The 17,045-nt window shown below is 43.5% G+C and carries 15 protein-coding genes; 8 read left to right on the top strand and 7 right to left on the bottom strand.

The window, feature by feature from the left end:
* Nucleotides 1-238 precede the first annotated feature (238 nt).
* Genes ACOOFG_RS07740 through xseA form a run of 4 tightly spaced genes read right to left on the bottom strand, consistent with a single transcriptional unit; the run spans nucleotide 239 to nucleotide 4,655 of the window.
* Nucleotides 239-1,081, bottom strand: a complete 843-nt coding sequence (locus tag ACOOFG_RS07740) for an NAD(+)/NADH kinase (protein WP_420420906.1) — start codon at nucleotides 1,079-1,081, stop codon at nucleotides 239-241.
* Complete coding sequence (locus tag ACOOFG_RS07735; RefSeq protein ID WP_420420905.1) at nucleotides 1,078-2,970, bottom strand: 1-deoxy-D-xylulose-5-phosphate synthase; 1,893 nt, start codon at nucleotides 2,968-2,970, stop codon at nucleotides 1,078-1,080. The genes ACOOFG_RS07740 and ACOOFG_RS07735 overlap by 4 nt, the downstream gene beginning before the upstream one ends.
* On the bottom strand, nucleotides 2,954-3,238 hold the full coding sequence (xseB, locus tag ACOOFG_RS07730; RefSeq protein WP_420420904.1) for an exodeoxyribonuclease VII small subunit: 285 nt from the start codon (nucleotides 3,236-3,238) through the stop codon (nucleotides 2,954-2,956). The genes ACOOFG_RS07735 and xseB overlap by 17 nt, the downstream gene beginning before the upstream one ends.
* The gene (gene xseA, locus ACOOFG_RS07725; protein ID WP_420420903.1) at nucleotides 3,231-4,655 is read right to left on the bottom strand and encodes an exodeoxyribonuclease VII large subunit; all 1,425 of its coding nucleotides are present in this window, start codon (nucleotides 4,653-4,655) and stop codon (nucleotides 3,231-3,233) included. The genes xseB and xseA overlap by 8 nt, the downstream gene beginning before the upstream one ends.
* Nucleotides 4,656-4,745: 90 nt before the next feature.
* Between xseA and tpiA the strand changes: the two genes are divergently transcribed.
* The 3 genes from tpiA to def are packed head-to-tail and all read left to right on the top strand — an operon-like array spanning nucleotide 4,746 to nucleotide 6,331.
* Nucleotides 4,746-5,513: a triose-phosphate isomerase gene (gene tpiA, locus ACOOFG_RS07720; protein ID WP_420420902.1), complete on the top strand. Its 768-nt coding sequence runs from the start codon at nucleotides 4,746-4,748 to the stop codon at nucleotides 5,511-5,513.
* A complete protein-coding gene (gene secG, locus ACOOFG_RS07715) occupies nucleotides 5,510-5,803 on the top strand; it encodes a preprotein translocase subunit SecG (RefSeq protein ID WP_420420901.1) in 294 nt (97 codons plus the stop codon). Before tpiA ends, secG begins: the two co-directional genes overlap by 4 nt.
* A complete protein-coding gene (def, locus tag ACOOFG_RS07710) occupies nucleotides 5,804-6,331 on the top strand; it encodes a peptide deformylase (RefSeq protein WP_420420900.1) in 528 nt (175 codons plus the stop codon). It abuts the gene before it with no gap.
* A gap of 169 nt (nucleotides 6,332-6,500) precedes the next feature.
* On the opposite strand, the gene ACOOFG_RS07705 is transcribed toward def, so the two are convergent.
* The 3 genes from ACOOFG_RS07705 to ACOOFG_RS07695 are packed head-to-tail and all read right to left on the bottom strand — an operon-like array spanning nucleotide 6,501 to nucleotide 10,870.
* A complete protein-coding gene (locus ACOOFG_RS07705; RefSeq protein ID WP_420420899.1) occupies nucleotides 6,501-8,606 on the bottom strand; it encodes a hypothetical protein in 2,106 nt (701 codons plus the stop codon).
* Nucleotides 8,607-8,624: 18 nt separating this feature from the next.
* Complete coding sequence (locus ACOOFG_RS07700; protein ID WP_420420898.1) at nucleotides 8,625-10,304, bottom strand: HEAT repeat domain-containing protein; 1,680 nt, start codon at nucleotides 10,302-10,304, stop codon at nucleotides 8,625-8,627.
* A complete protein-coding gene (locus tag ACOOFG_RS07695; RefSeq protein WP_420420897.1) occupies nucleotides 10,283-10,870 on the bottom strand; it encodes a Maf family protein in 588 nt (195 codons plus the stop codon). The genes ACOOFG_RS07700 and ACOOFG_RS07695 overlap by 22 nt, the downstream gene beginning before the upstream one ends.
* 188 nt (nucleotides 10,871-11,058) lie before the next feature.
* Here ACOOFG_RS07695 and ACOOFG_RS07690 point away from each other — a divergent pair, with 188 nt between their 5' ends.
* The 5 genes from ACOOFG_RS07690 (at nucleotide 11,059) to ACOOFG_RS07670 (ending at nucleotide 16,931) form a co-directional block, all read left to right on the top strand.
* Nucleotides 11,059-13,116, top strand: coding sequence for a hypothetical protein (locus ACOOFG_RS07690; RefSeq protein ID WP_420420896.1), 2,058 nt, complete (start codon nucleotides 11,059-11,061; stop codon nucleotides 13,114-13,116).
* Nucleotides 13,117-13,247: 131 nt separating this feature from the next.
* Complete coding sequence (locus ACOOFG_RS07685) at nucleotides 13,248-14,744, top strand: hypothetical protein (protein ID WP_420420895.1); 1,497 nt, start codon at nucleotides 13,248-13,250, stop codon at nucleotides 14,742-14,744.
* 125 nt (nucleotides 14,745-14,869) lie between these two features.
* A complete protein-coding gene (locus tag ACOOFG_RS07680; RefSeq protein WP_420420894.1) occupies nucleotides 14,870-15,619 on the top strand; it encodes a hypothetical protein in 750 nt (249 codons plus the stop codon).
* 41 nt (nucleotides 15,620-15,660) lie between these two features.
* Nucleotides 15,661-16,341, top strand: coding sequence for a hypothetical protein (locus ACOOFG_RS07675; protein ID WP_420420893.1), 681 nt, complete (start codon nucleotides 15,661-15,663; stop codon nucleotides 16,339-16,341).
* A gap of 68 nt (nucleotides 16,342-16,409) precedes the next feature.
* The gene (locus ACOOFG_RS07670) at nucleotides 16,410-16,931 is read left to right on the top strand and encodes a hypothetical protein (protein WP_420420892.1); all 522 of its coding nucleotides are present in this window, start codon (nucleotides 16,410-16,412) and stop codon (nucleotides 16,929-16,931) included.
* Nucleotides 16,932-17,045 lie beyond the last annotated feature (114 nt).

Raw genomic sequence — 17,045 nt, 5'->3', positions numbered from 1 at the left:
ATTCGTCAAAATTTTTTAGTTATCGATAGTGTCGTTACAAGTTGGACAATCCTTAAACGACTCTTGTAGAAAATTTCATCGTTGCCTTCCTTCGAAAGCCCGATTTGGGCTTCCTGCGTCAGTCGCTTTGAACTTTTCTTCCCTAAGCCGCTTCTTTATTGTTCCTCTCGTGACGACACGACCTCACTCCCTCTTAACAAAACAAAAAACTTTTAATCAACAATTGAAACTTGTCGTTTTATCTTAACTTTCCAGACCAGCCAAGTTTGGTCCGTAGAGTTGAATAGAAGTCAATCCGATTGAGATTGACGAGTTTGAAAGTTTTGGGACTGCGTCGGAGTTTAATTGTTTCTCCTGTTTGCAATTCAAAGCGACTGAGTCCATCTGAAACCACTTCAATGGGTTCATTTTCACTCATGTATTCGATTTGAATTTCTTGATTGGGAGTGAGAACAATTGGTCGATTTGAAATCGTATGCGGACAGATAGGAGTTAGAACAAACGCTTCAATATCGGGACTTAAAATGGGTCCGCCTGCAGCTAAAGAATAGGCTGTCGATCCATTGGGAGTGGCCAGAATAACCCCATCGGCTTCGAACGTGTTGAGATAGAGATCATCGACGTAGATTGCCATCTCAACAAGGCTAGGATTGCGCGCGCGGTGCAAGACACAGTCGTTCATGGCAAAAAAAGTCTCGCCAGAAGGAGAAGACCCTTCAATCATGATCCGCTTTTGGACTGAAAACTTGTGATTCACGAGATCTTCTAAGCAAGGAATGATATCGGTGATTTGGACGTCAGCCATAAATCCTAAATGGCCGAGATTGATGCCAAGTATGGCTGCATCCAGGTGATGGTACATATGAGCGACACGCAAAATGGAACCATCTCCACCCATGGTGATGAGGTATTCAATTTCACCTGGGCTCGCTGAAGAAAGAGGGGGTTGATTGAGAGCTTCAGCTTTGTCATCTTCGACAACAACATGAATCTTTTTTTCATTTAAAAAGGTGATGACCTGCTCAGCAAGTTTTTTGGCATCTGGTTGCTTAACTTTTGGAAAAAGAGCAATCGTTTTCATTCGACCTTGGCAGTTTGTTGGGAAAACGCGCTTAAAACTTGTTTGGCTATCGCTTCAGGAGTGATTCCAACTGTTTTAAGAAGATCTTCATGGCTTCCATGTTGAACAAATTCATCGGGAACACCAACGTTCCAAACAGGAAGATCCGTAAAACCTTCTTGCACGATAAAAGAATTGATAATTGAACCTAGTCCCCCTTGAAGGGAATGTTCTTCAATTGTGACAACGCCGCGGGACTGAGCAAATTGATTACGCAGCAAATCTTTATCAAGCGGCTTCACAAAAATGGGATCGATGACAGTTGCATCGATCCCTTCAATTAGTAAGAGTTCCCGAGCTTTGAGTGCAATATCTATCATGTGGCCTAGAGCGATGATTGTGAGGTCTTTTCCCTGTTTCAGCACCTCTCCTTTCCCAAAAGGCACTTTTTCGATGGGCAGCTCTTCATCAACTGTTTTGAGGTTAGGGTAGCGGATTGCAGTAGGGCGGTTCCATTCAAAGGCGCTTTCCAAAAGAGCCTTTAGCATCCTTCCATCACGTGGCTGAGTGATAACCATATTGGGCATGGCATTCAAGAAAGCAATGTCATAGAGCCCTTGAGCCGTGACGCCATCGCCAACAGCAAGACCTGCACGATCAATGGCGAACACTACAGGAGCTTTTTGTACACACACATCATGATAGATGTTATCAAAAGCGCGTTGTAAGAAGGTGGAGTAAACACAAGCAATCACTTTGAGCTTTCCGCCATGACTCATTCCTCCTGCATACGAAATCGAATGACCTTCAGCGATGCCGACATCGATACAGCGATCGGGATACCGTTTCATAAATGCGTCTAAACACGATCCGACGGGCATTGCGGGAGTCACTGCAACAACGCTAGGATCTTCTTCTGCTAACTTCAGGACATGTTTGCCAAAAACTTTGGGAAAAGTAGGCTTGGGATCTTTAGGGAGACGAAACTCTCCTGTTTTACGATCGAAAGGTTTTGCGCCGTGATAGGGAGTCGGGTGTTGAATCGCGTTTTTCATTCCTTGCCCTTTAACAGTCAGAACATGCACAAGTGTGGGGCGATCTTGATCTTTGAGTGCTTCTAAAGTGTCGATGAGCTTCTTGATATCGTGTCCATCAATGGGGCCAACATAATTGAGTCCAAACTGCTCGAAAAAAGGAGCCGTGCTGATGAGGTTTTTCATCGATTCTTTCATTCGGTTTCCTTGCTCAGCAAGTGTCTCACCATATCCCGGGATTTTTGAAATGATTTCTGTGAGCTCGTCGTAGATATGGTTTGCAGTCGGGCTGTTGAAAAAGCGGCTTAAGATATTGGTGACGGCTCCGACGTTTTTTGCAATTGCCATGGCATTGTCATTCAAAATGACGATGAGTTTCTTAAGTTTTTTCGGAATGTTGTTCATGGCTTCTAAAGTCAAGCCACAGGTGAGAGCCGCATCTCCTAAAATGGGAAGAATATGATAGTCTTCTCCACGCAATTCGCGGTTTTTTGCAAGGCCTAACGAAAGGGATAGAGCATTCCCTGCATGACCAGCGTAAAAATGGTCGTGCACTGACTCTTCAGGGTGGGTAAATCCACAAACACCCTCTGTTTGTCGAATTGTAGGAAAGCGGGGATTGCGGCCAGTGAGAATTTTGTGCGGGTAAGATTGGTGTCCGACATCGAAAATCAATTTATCAGCAGGAGAATTGAAAACCTTGTGCAATGCGATTGTCAGTTCAACTATCCCGAGGTTAGAAGAGAGATGACCTCCTGTCACTGAAAGAACATCCATAATCCGTAAACGGATTTGATGAGCTAGGTCTTTCAACTCTGGGATGGAGAGTTTTTTGAGATCGTGTGGGTGTGAGATTTGTTCAAGTAGTGGGATCATATGATGTTTGATGTGAAAAAGCTTCCATCTTTGGCTGGGCCGTATCATTCATGACAACTTGGCCTTCGCGGTTTTTAATCAGAGTTTCGATCTTTTGTTCGGCATTGCTGAGCTTCTCATTACAGTGAGCAATCAATTTGTCCGCTTCTTCATAGAGCTTCAAAGACTTTTCAAGAGAGAGCTCCCCAGAATTGAGTTCTTCTAAAATGGTTTCGAGCCTTGCATAGGCCTCTTCGAAAGAGAAGCTACCTGCAGTCTTTTCAGTCATGCTTGGGGTGTACCTCGTCGATTGTTGATTTTACACTTCCATCGTGCATCTGGAGAAGGATCTTCTCGCCAGCTTGAAGTGTGTGAGTTGACATAATAACGGAATGATCTTTTTCCGCAAAGGGGATGCAATATCCCTTCTTTAATAAGTTTTTAGGATTGATTGATTTTAAGTGTGAACTAATCTGGCTGAGTTTTTCCTTTTGCTCTTTCAATTTCTTGAGTATTTGAGCTTCAAGATAGGAGGTCAGCTTTTTGGGCTTGAGTTGCTCCTTTTTTCGCTGAATTTGATGAGAAACTTGTCTTTCCAAAGCGCGCTGATAGGCGTACATTTTTTCTTTTAAGAGCTTGAGCCTTGCATTGGGGCTAAGGCCTTGCAAGTGCTTTTTCAGCGCTTCCACTTGCAGAGATTTTTCTTTAAGATAAGTATTCACCTTTTGATTCAAGTCTTCATAGACGCCATCGATCCGTTGGTAGTGATCAGCAAGTAAAGTATAAGGAGTTTTAAAAAGGGGGTGACGTTGAATCCCCGCTAGTTTTAGTCTTCCCTGCTTGACTGCGTGCGCAAGCAGCGAAGCGGAGCGTCGTCTTGCCTCATGGAGAAAATTGAGCTGTAGATGAAGCTCTTTTACAGAAAGTTCCGCCGCGGCAGAAGGAGTCGGAGCACGAACATCTGCCACACAGTCGGCGATAGTCACATCCGTCTCATGCCCCACAGCAGAGACGATGGGGATTTTCGAGCGAAAAATCGCTGCAGCCACGCATTCCTCATTGAAGGCCCACAGGTCCTCAAGACTCCCGCCTCCACGCCCAATGATCAAAATGTCAGCGAGCCCAAAACGGTTAAAGTCGTCAATGGCTTGGGCGATTTCTTCGGCCGCGCCAACGCCTTGAACTTTTACGGGATTCAAAATCAAGTGAAAGTTGGGAAAGCGCCGCTTCAGGACATTCAAGATATCCTGGATCACCGCACCCGTTGGGCTTGTCACGACCCCAATGGTTTTTGGGTAGGAGGGAAGAGGTTGCTTCTTGCCTGAGTCAAACCAGCCCATTTTTGCTAGCTTTGCCTTGAGCTCATGAAATTTTAAAAGGAGCTCTCCTAGCCCGGCATGTTCGATTTCACGAACAATGATTTGGTAGCTGCCACGGGGCGCATAAACATTGATTTCCCCTTTGATAAGAACCTGATCACCCATCTTGGGAAGGTGTTTGGCAAAACGGGCATTTCCCTTAAAAAGGACAGCAGAAATTTGAGCATTTTCATCTTTCAAACTAAAATAATAATGCCCAGACGCCTGTAAGCGCAAATTGGTCACTTCGCCTTTGACAGTCAAAGCAGTAAAATTTGATTCAAGTTGGTGTTTAATCGCTTGCGTCAATTCAGTGACGCTTAAAGCTTCGGCACTCGTCGTAATCATAAAAGAAAGTTTACGTGATTCATCCTCTTAAGATCAAGGTGACATTTATCTTCCTATCAAGTATCCTTTTGGAGAAAGGAATGAAAGTTCATGAAACGACGAATTATTATTGCTGGGAACTGGAAAATGCACATGGCCGCGGCTGAAACACGGGCATTTGTTGACCAGCTCCTGCCACAGGTTAAAGGTGTCACATCAAGTGTTTATCTCGCGCCACCGTTCACATCGATCCAAGCAGCGACTGATGCTGCTAAAGATAGCGCTATAGCCATTGGAGCGCAAAACATGAGCCAGTACCATAAAGGGGCTTATACGGGAGAAGTTTCTTCCATGATGCTCAAAGAAGCTGGAGTTTCTTTTGTGATTCTTGGCCACTCAGAACGACGCCACATTTTTAAAGAAGATAATGAAATGATCCATTGCAAGCTCAAATGGGCCCTAGAAGAAAACATCGAACCCATTCTCTGCATTGGTGAAACTCAAGAAGAGCGGGATCAAAACAGGACGAAAGAGGTCTTAGAGACCCAACTGGGAGAAGCCTTAAAAGACTTTTCTTCCGAAGAGGTCCAGAAAATGATTTTGGCTTATGAACCTGTCTGGGCAATTGGGACCGGAAAAACAGCAACTCCAGAAATTGCTCAAGAAACCCACCACCTTTGCCGCAGCTTTGTTGCTGAAAAGTGTGGGCCAGAAGCGGCAGCAGTTGTGCCGATCCTTTATGGGGGTTCAGTCAAACCAGAGAATATTGGAGAGCTCATTCAAAAGCCCGATATCGATGGTGCCTTAATCGGAGGAGCCTCGCTCAAAGTTGATTCCTTTGCTCAAATCATTCACAACGTTGAGGAAACCGTAAAATGACAACCCTTTTTTATATTTTCTTATTTCTCTTTCTCGGGATTTGCGCCTTGCTATCTTTTGTGATATTGATTCAAGAAAGCAAGAGCATGGGACTTGGAGCGTCTTTCGGAGGCGATGCAGGGGATTCCCTTTTTGGAACATCTACTGCTGCGGTTCTTAAAAAGTTTACAGCCTATCTAGCAGGGATCTTTATGATCGTTTGTTTGATGCTTTCTTTTTGGTCCTCTTCTATTTCACGTGCTCATAAAGCCCCTATTCCCCAAGTTGAAATTGAGGAAGCAAAGCAATAAATGTTAAGGGACCTAACCTACTTCGGCAACCCAGTCCTACGGAAAAAGTGTGAGCAGGTACACGAGATCACAGACGAGATCCGTCGACTTGGGCAAGATCTCATGGAAACTGTTCTAGCTATGGATGGAGCAGGTCTTTCAGCGCCACAAGTTGGAGAGCTCTACCGCATCTTTGTCATCTGCTATGCCAATGGCCAAGATAGCGAAGGGTGGCCCATCATCTGCCCTCCCTGCGTGTTTATCAATCCAATCCTCTCTAGTCCTTCAACAGAAATGATCACCCATGGCGAAGGGTGCATGTCTATTCCTGGCATCTATGAAAAAGTGACTCGCCCTCGTACCATCGAAGTCGAGTACATGGACCTCGAGGGGAAAATGCACAAAGAAATCGCAACCGACTGGCGTGCTCGCGCCGTCATGCACGAAAATGACCACCTCAATGGTGTTCTCAATATCGACCGGATCCACCCCAAACGAAAGAAAAAAATTGAAGGGGCCCTCCGAGACATCAAAAAGAAATACAATTAGATAGTGTCGTCACAAGTTGGTCTATACTTAAACGACTCCTGGAGAAAATTTCGTCGTTGCCTTACTTCGAAGGCCCGATTTGGGCTTCCTGCTATCTAATCGCCTGGAATTTTTTTCCATGAGCCGCTCCTTTATTGCCCATCTTGTGACGACACTATCTAACTTTAGACTACTTTCTAACGAGTGAAAAGGCGAACGAAAACCGGTCGTTTTTCCTCTTTGGTGCTGGAGAGTGAGTGAAGATGAGTCGAAGCTTCCAGCTTGTGCTAATGAGTGTGATCAACTCCACTTTTGCCTCGTTATAGTTAGGTTCTCCCCCGCGTCCCCAGCCGATATGAGACTCAAAGCGTGCAGTCCACTGCGGGGCGATTTTCATTTGAAGGCGGGTGAGGAGGGTGTTGCGTCCATCTGAAAGAGGGGAGCGAAGGAGCTCTGGGATGCCGCGTGTGACTTCCATGATGTAGTTATTGAACTCGTTTTTACGCCACTCAAACCGGCTGCGATGACGGAACTCCGTTTTGAACGCAAAGTTTTCATTGATGGTCCAGGCGAGTCCGACATTGGCAAAGTCGAAGACTTGTTCTTCGACATTCCACCCAATTTGACTTGTGACCTTGGCTGCTCTGAAATTCCAAGTGAAGTGCCCCTGAACCTTGGGGATAGTTTTTTTGAAGGTCCGGTCAGCAAAGAAAGCATAGAGATAAATGTCGGCAATAAAGTTGGGTTCAAAGAGGGGAAATTTTTTCAGGTAAAAATAGTTACGCACTCCTGTTTGTAATTGGTAGAGGCGGTTGAATCCATCGTCGATATCGAAAATATAAGGTCTATCCGGGGAAATAGTTGGATGGGTGAGCCCTTTATAATGGATGTAGGGTTGCAAGACGTGGCGCAGCGTTTGATAGTGGCGACGCAAGGTGAGGTCGATAAACATCTCATAGTTGAGAACAGCTTGGCCCACAGCACCTCCATCACGGCTTTCGTTGTAGAAAATCCCTGTGAAACCTACAAGTGGGGTGATATTGAAGCCCTTATATGAAAAAGGGCGGTAGAGTTCATTGTGCGATGCGATGCGGGCAGAATGAAAATCGGGAACGGCGCTTTCGATATCGTTTGCCGAGACATAGTCGAGATAGGAGACACGCAAGCGGTTTTCTGAAATGATCCCTGTTGGCCCAATTGTAAAAGGGTGAGGTGTCCAAAATGATTCAGGCAACTCCTGTTTGAGTCCTTGGAAGGAGTTAATTCTTGGCCGGGCATTGATTCCTAAAATCATCCAGTCTTGGTAATTTCGAATTTTCAAGAAAGTCTCTTTGACAGTCGAAACTTCGAAGTCTGGTGTAGGAAAATCGACTTGCATGTTCCGGTCGCTGAGCTTGTCGTAAGTTAAGTGGATTTGAGAGCGGTTGTCTTCGCTTCGCGCCTCATAAAGGCCTTGGAGGCGGTAGTGAAAACGGGCTTTGTCTGAATCTCTGTCGCGGTAAAATGCATCGTGATCTGCATAACTCTTTGTTTGTAATCTTTTTCTTTTATCCGGTGAACGGTAGTTGGTTTCAATCGCTCCACCAACTCCTTTGGAAGGGCGGACATTGAGACGGAAAAAAAGATCGAGGTTCTCCCAGGAGAAAATGCGGTAGCGCATACTCAGTTTGGGCCAAAGCCCTTTATCCCACTCGACTTTATAGCGAACAGGTGTTTCGGTTAGAGGTTTGATCAGGTTGCTCTTAAAGGCGGGAACCCAAAGGATCGGGGTGTCCCAAAAACGGAAGGTCACATTTTTTGCCGTGAGTTGGCTTTTTCGGTCGATCTCAAGCTCTCTTGACTGGATTTTCCAGTCAGCTTTTTTACTCTCGCTTGTGGTGATGAAGGCATTGTAGAGGTAATAGCTACGGTCGGGATTGAGGCGAATTTTTTCACCACCTAAAAACCATAAATCAACAGCGGTGGCTCCTTCATAAACAATCCCCGTTTTTGTGATGAAATCGTATTCCAAGCGACGCCCGACGTAAATGCGGCCTAAGTTATCGAGCATCAGATCGCCTTCTGCAATGACTTGGTGAATGGGCTTTCCCTTTTCGACTTTATTGATGTAAACAATGTGACGCGCTTGAATCCGCAGTTCGGGGGAAGTGATCACACCTCCTTGATCTGTCGAAATCACCCCATCTTTGTAAATAGGGTTTTTGAGGTTCACAGTGAATTGCGTGGTATCTGTTGCAAAGACAGTTCCAAAGAGTAGGAAAGAGGTGGCAAGAAAAAACGCACGCATGAGATTCATGAGAAGCAAGATACCAGGTTATTGAATTGACTTCAAAAGAAGCCCTGCTAAAGCGTAGCGATTTTTTTCATTTCCTTCGAGAATTGCGCTTAGGAGAATGTCGATTCCTTCGGGATCATGCTGATCAGCTAAGGTAACATAGGCCTCGATGAGGAGACGGGAAGTTTCTTCTGGGGTGAGCTGAAACTGACTTGTGACATTTTTTTCTGTCCAAGGGAGCATGGGGCGAAAATGGATCATTTCGTGATCTTTTTTTTCTTCAATCCACTTGAACAACGTTTCTCGGTGAGGGCCTTCAATTCTCAAGCGATAAAGTGCAAGGTGGCAGTAAGTACGGATAAAAGGTGCTCCCGCGCGCCTTGATTCCCGCTGTAGCAGTTGAATCGCTTTTTCTGTTTTCAAGTTTTCTAAAAGATGGATCAAGAGGGGAATGAGATCATTTTGCTTTTCATCGAAGACTTTTTCAGCAATGGCTAAAAAAGACTCTTCAGGAAGTTCAAGAGCATCTTGAAGAATTTGCTCTCGTACAGCCAAGGTGATCGAGGGAATATCTCTTTCTGTTTTTTTTGCATATTGGGTACATGAGGGGATCACCTTCCATGCTGTGAGGGAGTGTCCCAAGGAAGTCATGGGCTCTAGACCTAAGTCTTTTTCATCATGAATCAAAAGTCTCATTAGAGTAGGAACTGCGCGTGTGTCCCGTTTTTTAAGGAGAGCAAGGGCTGCATTGACTCTTGTGTGGAAGTTATAGTCGCATGCGAGCTTGGCAAGAAGAGACTCAGTGTTCGGGAGGTTAGTGAGAAGGTTGATGGCAAGAGGGTTTTTGCTTGCAGCACTTTCCATGATTTTGTCTTGATATTTTTGCTCTCCCAGAAGAATTAAGGAACGACACGCTGCGAGCTTGACATTTGGCGATTTAGATTCTGAGAGCTTTTTCAAAGCCGGGATAGAATGAGAATCTTGAAGAAACCCGACTGCTGCTGCGCATGTTTCAAGCTCTGCTTCATCTGAATGGGTCAGACTTGTGCGGATGTCCCCAATAAAATCATCTCGCCTAAATTTTGCCGCAGCGAGGAAAGAAGCGAGACGGACGTTTAAAATACGATTTCCCATGAGGCGTTGGAGAACCCCCATAGCATCAGCAGTTCCGATCATGGCAAAAAGGTCAGGAAAATAAACGTACATCGGGGGGGGAAGACGTTGCATCAAGGAGTCAATCAGTCCCGTAGCACTCAGAGACTTTCGAATTGCCAGTGCATATGCAGCTTCAAGGCGGATTAAAAGGTAGGGAGAAGAAAAAGCTTTTAACAGGAGTTCTTCTGCACGGTCGTCTTGTATTTCAGTCAAGAAATGGATCGTTGCCATTTGTGTCATGGGATTTGGACTCTCCATTCCCATTTGGTAAATGTCCATGCTTTCTAGAGTTCCCGCCATGCCCGCTCCATACATGCTGAGGAGTTGGCATTCTTCATCGCCGCTTTTGGCGCCTTGATTCAAGAGGATGTATCCCATTTGTTCTAAAATGGGAAAATCATGTTTGAGGTTGTCTTCTTTGAGCTTTTGATACAGCTGGATTCCTTTCGAAACATGACCTGCTTGCATCAGATAGAGGACTTGATGCTTCGAGTAGCTTTGGTTGGCTTGAGCAACGATTGAGAGACTCAAAAGAAAAATGGTTAGCCATCGACGTAGTCCCATAAATCAATTCCTACTTGATTGAGAAGGCGGTTGAGAATGTTTACTGGTAGTCCGATCAAATTATAGAAACTTCCGTCAATCGAATCAATCAAGAGGCTTCCGATTTCCTGGCCGCCATAACTCCCAGCTTTATCAATTCCATGTGCTGATTGAAGATACCTTTCGATTTGTTTATCCGTCAAATGATTAAACGCCACTCCTGTTTTCCCAACATCTGTGTGGACTTGATCTTTATAACGAACTGAAACAGCGGTGTAAACGTGATGCGTTTGACCTGAAAGGTTTTTGAGCATACTCATCGCATCTTTTTCATCGGTAGGTTTGAGCAGTGGGCGATCTTGATGCAGCACGATTGTGTCTGCAGTGATGATGACATGCTCTGGATACTGTGCTTGGAGAGATTGTCCCTTCCCTTCGGCAATAGCTGTCACATACTGCTTGGGGTTTCTTTCATAAGAGATTGAGGCTTCGTCAAACTCTGGAGATTCAATTTCAAAAGGGATGCGGAAATAGCGAAGAATTTCTTGTCTTCTGGGTGATCTTGAACCAAGTAAAACTTTCTGCATAACTAAACCAATTTTTTTAAAGAAAGATTAGGATTTTTTGCTTTTGAAATCAAGAAAGCTGTAAGTCAAATTTTTTGTATGATTTTTTTCGTAAATTTTTAAGTATTATAGGATTTTATTTGCATTTAAACAATCAGTTGTTATAATTTTGCCCGTCTAAATTAAACAATAGCCAATGAGGAGAAGTTATGTCCGGAGTTCCCCCAGTCCGTCCAAGTCATGTAAGCGGATCGAATCCTCCTGCAGATCCACGAAAAGATAAGCCAAGTGGTAGTCATATTCCTGGAGTGGATACACTTTATTCTGCAGCTGAAACAGTCAAATCGTCATTTTCAAGTTTTGTTTTAAATGTCCTCAATGGTGCGCAATTTGTCATTAAGACGATTGCCTATGTTTTATTTTACCCTTTCTTGAATCATGACTTAGCCCGAACTAAGCCTGAAGATCATGCCAAGAGCCTAGAGAAAATTAGAGATAAAGATGCGGATTTGGAAACAAGATTTAGCGAACTTGAATCAAGTGTCCGTCTTGCGGTGAGAAACAAAGGCGATCTCAAGTACGCTAAGGAAATCATTTCAGTTTTTGCTGAGGTTCAAAAAGACGATTTTGAAGAAATTGCAAATGAAGTCATTAGAGTCACAAAGGCAGACAAGGACTCTATCACTCTGACTCCTGGAGCATACGTTCTCATGTGTCTTAAAGACGACACAATCTCAATCGGAGACTTTTATTTAGGGCTCGATGCTTATCGAATGAAGCATGTGAATGCCGAAGATCAGTTAACGATTCTCGTCTTTCAGGTCACAATGGCTAAAAATAACAAGTTAGAAGTGAGTTCCGCTCAACAAATTACACGTCTTTATGCAGATTTAAATCCAAGTGGATTTAAAAGGCTTGCAGGGTATTTAGCTGAATTGACAGAAGATGTGAATACAAAAGACGGAAAAACTGTTGAAGCCTCTGCGAAAGAATGGGTCGAAAAAGAAGATAAGTTTAGCCCAGCGCTCGTTCAACAAGCTCTTAATTGCATCAAGGTTGAAGATGCTGTTAAAGCAAGTAAGGATTTGCCTCTTGTTGACTGCGTTTACCAGTACGCTGTTTATGTTGATGAATTAATCAAGGAAAGCAAGAAAGTTCCTGCTACAATTTCTCCCGAAGAGCTCAACTTCATTTTGAGAAGATTCTTAACTGTACTCGATACTTCTAACCCAAAGTTGATGAAGATGTTATCGATGCAGATGATTCGAAAAGATGAAAAGTCTACAGGACACCAAGTCGGCCTTTTTGCAGCTGCTTCAGCTGATGCAAAATGGGACAAAGTGGACTTTGATCCCGCTCCATTTGTGCTTGCGTGGATGAAGAATGAGAAAAAGTTTGATGTGACGATCATTCTAAATGCTCTGCAGAGCCTCGAAAGTGAAGATTTAAGGAAAGGATTTACCTCAGAGGAACTTCTTTCGCATCGACTCCACTTTTTTGATCGCGCGATGACACGATTGCATAAGAGCAATTGCAAAGAGATGATTTCAGCTTTTCTTGATGCTAAAGGGAACGAAGCTGTCGGTCCAGCTCTTATTGAAGCTTTTGTAACAATAGACGCAAGGGATTCTGAGAAGTCGGAAGAAGCGATTAGGTTTATTCCGGCTGAGCTACCCAAGGATGCCGACTTGAAAGCTCTTGTGCTAAAGGTTGCAGAAGAAATTCCAAGTAGAGATGACAGCGACTTTAAGGTTTTCCAAGCTAGGATGAATGAAGCGCTCGATAGTGTTTATACAGATCAGTTTACAGAGGAAATGCAATCTGAGAGTTTAGAGTTTCCTAAAAAACTCAATTCTTTCTTGCTCCTCGGATCACTGAAGCTTGAGAATGCAAACTTCCCAAGGGAAATGGTTGTCAAAATGGCGAATTCTGCAAAACAAGACTTTGCGAAACTTGTCATTCATATTGCAGAGAAATTCGCAGCTTCAATGGAAGATGTTGAAACGTTAGATAAAGCGGCAAAAACTTCTGAATTGCATCCAGATCAAATAGCTAAGAAACGTCAAAATGAATATGATGCTCGCGGTGTATCGAAGCTTTGGGCTTCAGCTCCAATAGAGTTGACTGAAGTTGAAAAAGCTCAGGCGAAAGAAGAAGCTTATCGCCATGTGTTTTTAACACACTTCGATGTTGCCAATACAAAGACATATAAAGAAACAGACTTAACATGGCTAACCGCAGGAATGCGTTCTTACTTAACAGTCTAAGAAAGTGTTAGTCTAGTATGAAGCTAAAGCTGTAGGAAGTCTTCCTACAGCTTTTTTTTTATCTTAGAGGTTTACTTAATCTTATCTTAACTTTAAAATCCCTTCTTAAATTTATCGCGAGGAGGATTGAGATGTCTGAAGTTCCTAGAGTTAGTAGTTCAGAAAGGGTGAGTCATCATGATTCAGGAGGTATTGGTAAACCTCCTCCTCCCAAGTCTCCTCATAGCGAAGACACACTTTCTCCTCATCAAGAAGCCAACTCTGGGGGTGGAATCAGCAGTACACTTTCTTCAGTTGTATCCACTGTTTTCGATTATGTCATGAGCGGAGTCTGGTACATTTGGTCGATCATACGCTTCCCCTTTGAAGCGATGGGTTTTTTATCTCCTACTGAAGAGATAGAAGAAGAAAAGCCTGCTCAGAGCATGGAAGAGAAAAAAGAAGGAATGAGAACCACGTTTACCAATGCTACCCATGCTGAGCGGTTTAAACTTCTTATTTTCAACCTCGCTGTTTGGGAAGATCCAACCGCAGAAAGTTTTTTTATCGAACTATTCAATAAGCAAGATGAGGGAGTGATAGTTGCATTGGCCAAGAGACTGATGAGGGGTTTGGGCAAGGACCTTGAAACGACAAAAGCCGAAATGCCCGAGCTTTTGTTTCGGGTTTTTAGCAAAAAGAAAGAGGACAGATCTTTTTCAGAAGAAAAGCTGATTGAAGATGTTCATGCATTTTTACTCGAGTTTCCAGACTATCTCTTAACGTATGTTGCAACGAGCTTCGAGCATGACGCGCCTTCTTGGAGCAAATTTCAAGCTCTAGAGCGACTTGCAGCCTATCATGATGGGCGAGCTGAGGACTTTCATGTCAAAACGATTGATGAGAAGGGGGTAAGAGAGGCTTTTTCTGATGCCTTTTCTACTTACTATGGAATGCTCACTCAGGAAGAAAAAGAAAAACTCTTAATGTTTGTTGGTTCTAGTGAACTTAAAAGTGCAGAAGAAAAATTGGTAGATTCGATTGTCGAGGAATGTCATCAGCCTGGTATGGATGAGATTTTTTCTGAACAGACTGGTTATCCAGATACCGGTGAACAGTTTCAAGAAAGATTTAAAGCATTCTTGAATTTTCTTGTTAAAGGGTCTCCTAATGAATGGGCATCCCTCAAATTTCGAACTTTAGAAAAGTTTGAAACCATTCGCAAGTCGTATTTTCAAAAACTTGATGAAGCATTTTTAAGCCTTCCAATGCGCAACCGCATGGAAGTGTGTCATTGGGCTTATGAATCGGAGCCGGCAATTTTTAAGATAAGACTTGAAGTGTTGGCAACAAGTGACAATCAAGAGGCAAGGAAAGAAGCCAACAGTCTTCTTTTTAGGGACAACTACGAAGGAGTGATGCAACTATTTGACGCATACCGTGATGTCAAAGTTGGTGACAAAGGTGGAGATTTGACATTTTATTACGAATGGCAGAGGGTGTATAACTTCGAAACAAGAGAGCCCATTAACTACAGAGACTTTTGTAAAAAGCTGGAAGGTCTTCTGTTGACCCCAGAGTACAAAGGCGCAGCTCAAAAAGTTCTAGATCAGCGGTTCCCTAAAGAGAAAGATACTGAAGTCGTTTAACCTTTGGAAACGAGCAATTTTCATGCAACGAGTGATGTAAGAAATTTTTTCATTTACTTAATCTTATCTTAATATTAAAATTTCTTTTTAGTTTCACCCAATCCAACTCTTAGAGGAGTAAAGTTATGGCGACAAGAGTGTCTTCTGAATTTGTAAAACATCCGCATGGCAGTCAAACCGGCAAAGATGGCAATATTAAGCCTCCTCCATCGAAATCACCCACTCGAAAAGATTCCATTTCCCCAAGTCCCGAGCCTTCTCAGGGAATGCTCAGTAAAATCCTTTCACCCGTTTCTTATTTTTGCAACTTGGTGATGGGAGGGTATTCTTTTTGCGTTGCCCTCATTCGATGGCCTTTTGAAAAAATCGGTATCTTGGCCCCGAGAAAAAGTGAGAGTCCACCTGTGCCACCAAAAAGTCTCGAAGAGCAGAAGGCTGATTTGCTGGAAGAATTTACAAAAGGATCACATTCACGTCGTATTCATCTTCTTGTTTACAGCATTGCAGTTTGGCCTGGAGAAGACCCCGAAGCTCTCTTTATTGAGCTTTTTAATCAGCAAGATAAGGCCGTGATTAAAGGCATTAATGTAGAGGTGTTTGAAGATTTTGATTGGGGAGAAGAGATGGAAACAGAACTCCCAAAACAGCTTTTCCGAGCACTGCACGCGAGAGAGAGGACGCTTGATCAAGAGATGTGGGTTGAAAAGTTCCGAGAGTTTCTCTTTGATTTTCCTGATTATGCCTTGCAGTATGCTGCGATGTGTTTTGAACCAGATTCTCCATCGTATCGCCACTTTGACGCGCTAAAGATTTTGGCAGGGCACGAAGGTGCTGTGAAGACTTTCATGCTGATAAGATCGGTGAACAAGATGTAGATGTCTTAATACAGAAAGCATTTTCTGATTATTACAATTTATTGAGCCCAGAAGAAAAACGGAAGCTCATCGGTTTGGTTGATCCACACGCGTTTGAAAAGATTGACAGGAGCTTAGCTGAGGAAATAGGAAAAATGGGGGATGAGCCCAAAGTGATTGAAATTTTTCAGCCAGTTATTGGCTATTCATCTGCTCCAGATTTTCCTAAATTTGTGGAGTACATTCGCGTAAGCAGCTCACGCGAGTGGGGACTAATCAAAGACAAGCTATTTACTTGCTTTCCTGAGATGCGCCAGCAATTTATTCAGATGCAAATCGAGATGTTCGTGAAATTACGTCCCGAAGTTCAAGCAGAAGCTTGTTGGAGAGCTTATGAAACAGATCCATCCATCTTTAAAGGGCGACTAGAAACTCTCTTGCAAAGTGACCAAGATTATGAATTGACCCGTGCTTGTGACCTCTTAGTCAAAGGAAATCCCCCTGCAGCAGCCCGTCTATTCCATCATTATCAAAATAGATTCTTAAGGGATCAGGTTTCTCTTTATAGTAAAGATGCTTCGGAAGCAGAAGACGAGTTTTTCGATGAATGGAAGGCATATTTTGATTTCAAAATAGGAACGATACTGTCCCCATTAGGATTTAGTGATAAGATGAAAGGAGTTCTGAGGGAACCTGCATGTCGTAGAGCTGTAGCAGACTTTCTAAGTGAGGTGTTTGATTAATCTGCTTTTAGCTCTTCCTATGGAAGGCATGCCTTTGTAAGATTCAGGAGTGAGAGAGAAGGTATTTCATGGTTAGAGAAGTTTCAATGTCGAGTGGCCAAGTTCAGGTACTACCACCTGTTTGGGAGGGCCTTAAAGGGGGAAGAAAAGGGCTCTCCTTGTGGGATTCAGTGAAAGCTCTGAGGAGAGCCAAAGATATTGATGGGCTAGTGCAGCAGTTTTTCTTCGTTGTGCTTAAAACAATTGTAGCCTTTCATGACCTCTTGATTGTTCCTGTGCATGTTCACCGTATTAACAAAGGTCCCTTTGCGACGCTTGCTGAAGATCTCATCGGGACTTGCAACCATGATAATATAAGAAGCGGGAAATTCACTGCGGAAGATCTCACGCAAGTTTTTGATTTGCAACGAGAATTCTTTCAAGATGTCGTGAAAAACTTCGTCATCAAAGCAGAAGGGGAGGAATCAGCGAACTATCGGCTCAGGGTTTGGGAGTCGATGACTCCCCGTTTCTTTGTTGAGTCTTATCTTGTGGGGAATCCCAATAACTTCACGATCTTTCGAGATATCATCCTCAAAAGTTATACTTAATCTTTTGCAAATACGTATTTTTTTACTTAGAAATTGTGCTTTCAAAAATCTACGAATTTTGTTTACCACAGAGATCACGAAGAGGGGGATTAGGGTCTAACCATACACTACAAT

It is taken from the genome of Simkania sp., assembly GCF_965215465.1.
Lineage (GTDB): Bacteria > Chlamydiota > Chlamydiia > Chlamydiales > Simkaniaceae > Simkania.
This window is presented reverse-complemented; position numbering and strand designations above follow the sequence as displayed.

Coding starts and splice junctions, on each gene's coding strand:
- def (WP_420420900.1), top strand. CDS start 5,804: ATGTTAAGGGACCTAACCTACTTCGGCAACCCAGTCCTACGGAAAAAG.
- tpiA (WP_420420902.1), top strand. CDS start 4,746: ATGAAACGACGAATTATTATTGCTGGGAACTGGAAAATGCACATGGCC.
- ACOOFG_RS07685 (WP_420420895.1), top strand. CDS start 13,248: ATGTCTGAAGTTCCTAGAGTTAGTAGTTCAGAAAGGGTGAGTCATCAT.
- ACOOFG_RS07740 (WP_420420906.1), bottom strand. CDS start 1,081: ATGAAAACGATTGCTCTTTTTCCAAAAGTTAAGCAACCAGATGCCAAA.
- ACOOFG_RS07680 (WP_420420894.1), top strand. CDS start 14,870: ATGGCGACAAGAGTGTCTTCTGAATTTGTAAAACATCCGCATGGCAGT.
- ACOOFG_RS07705 (WP_420420899.1), bottom strand. CDS start 8,606: ATGAATCTCATGCGTGCGTTTTTTCTTGCCACCTCTTTCCTACTCTTT.
- xseB (WP_420420904.1), bottom strand. CDS start 3,238: ATGACTGAAAAGACTGCAGGTAGCTTCTCTTTCGAAGAGGCCTATGCA.
- ACOOFG_RS07695 (WP_420420897.1), bottom strand. CDS start 10,870: ATGCAGAAAGTTTTACTTGGTTCAAGATCACCCAGAAGACAAGAAATT.
- secG (WP_420420901.1), top strand. CDS start 5,510: ATGACAACCCTTTTTTATATTTTCTTATTTCTCTTTCTCGGGATTTGC.
- ACOOFG_RS07700 (WP_420420898.1), bottom strand. CDS start 10,304: ATGGGACTACGTCGATGGCTAACCATTTTTCTTTTGAGTCTCTCAATC.
- xseA (WP_420420903.1), bottom strand. CDS start 4,655: ATGATTACGACGAGTGCCGAAGCTTTAAGCGTCACTGAATTGACGCAA.
- ACOOFG_RS07735 (WP_420420905.1), bottom strand. CDS start 2,970: ATGATCCCACTACTTGAACAAATCTCACACCCACACGATCTCAAAAAA.
- ACOOFG_RS07670 (WP_420420892.1), top strand. CDS start 16,410: ATGGTTAGAGAAGTTTCAATGTCGAGTGGCCAAGTTCAGGTACTACCA.
- ACOOFG_RS07690 (WP_420420896.1), top strand. CDS start 11,059: ATGTCCGGAGTTCCCCCAGTCCGTCCAAGTCATGTAAGCGGATCGAAT.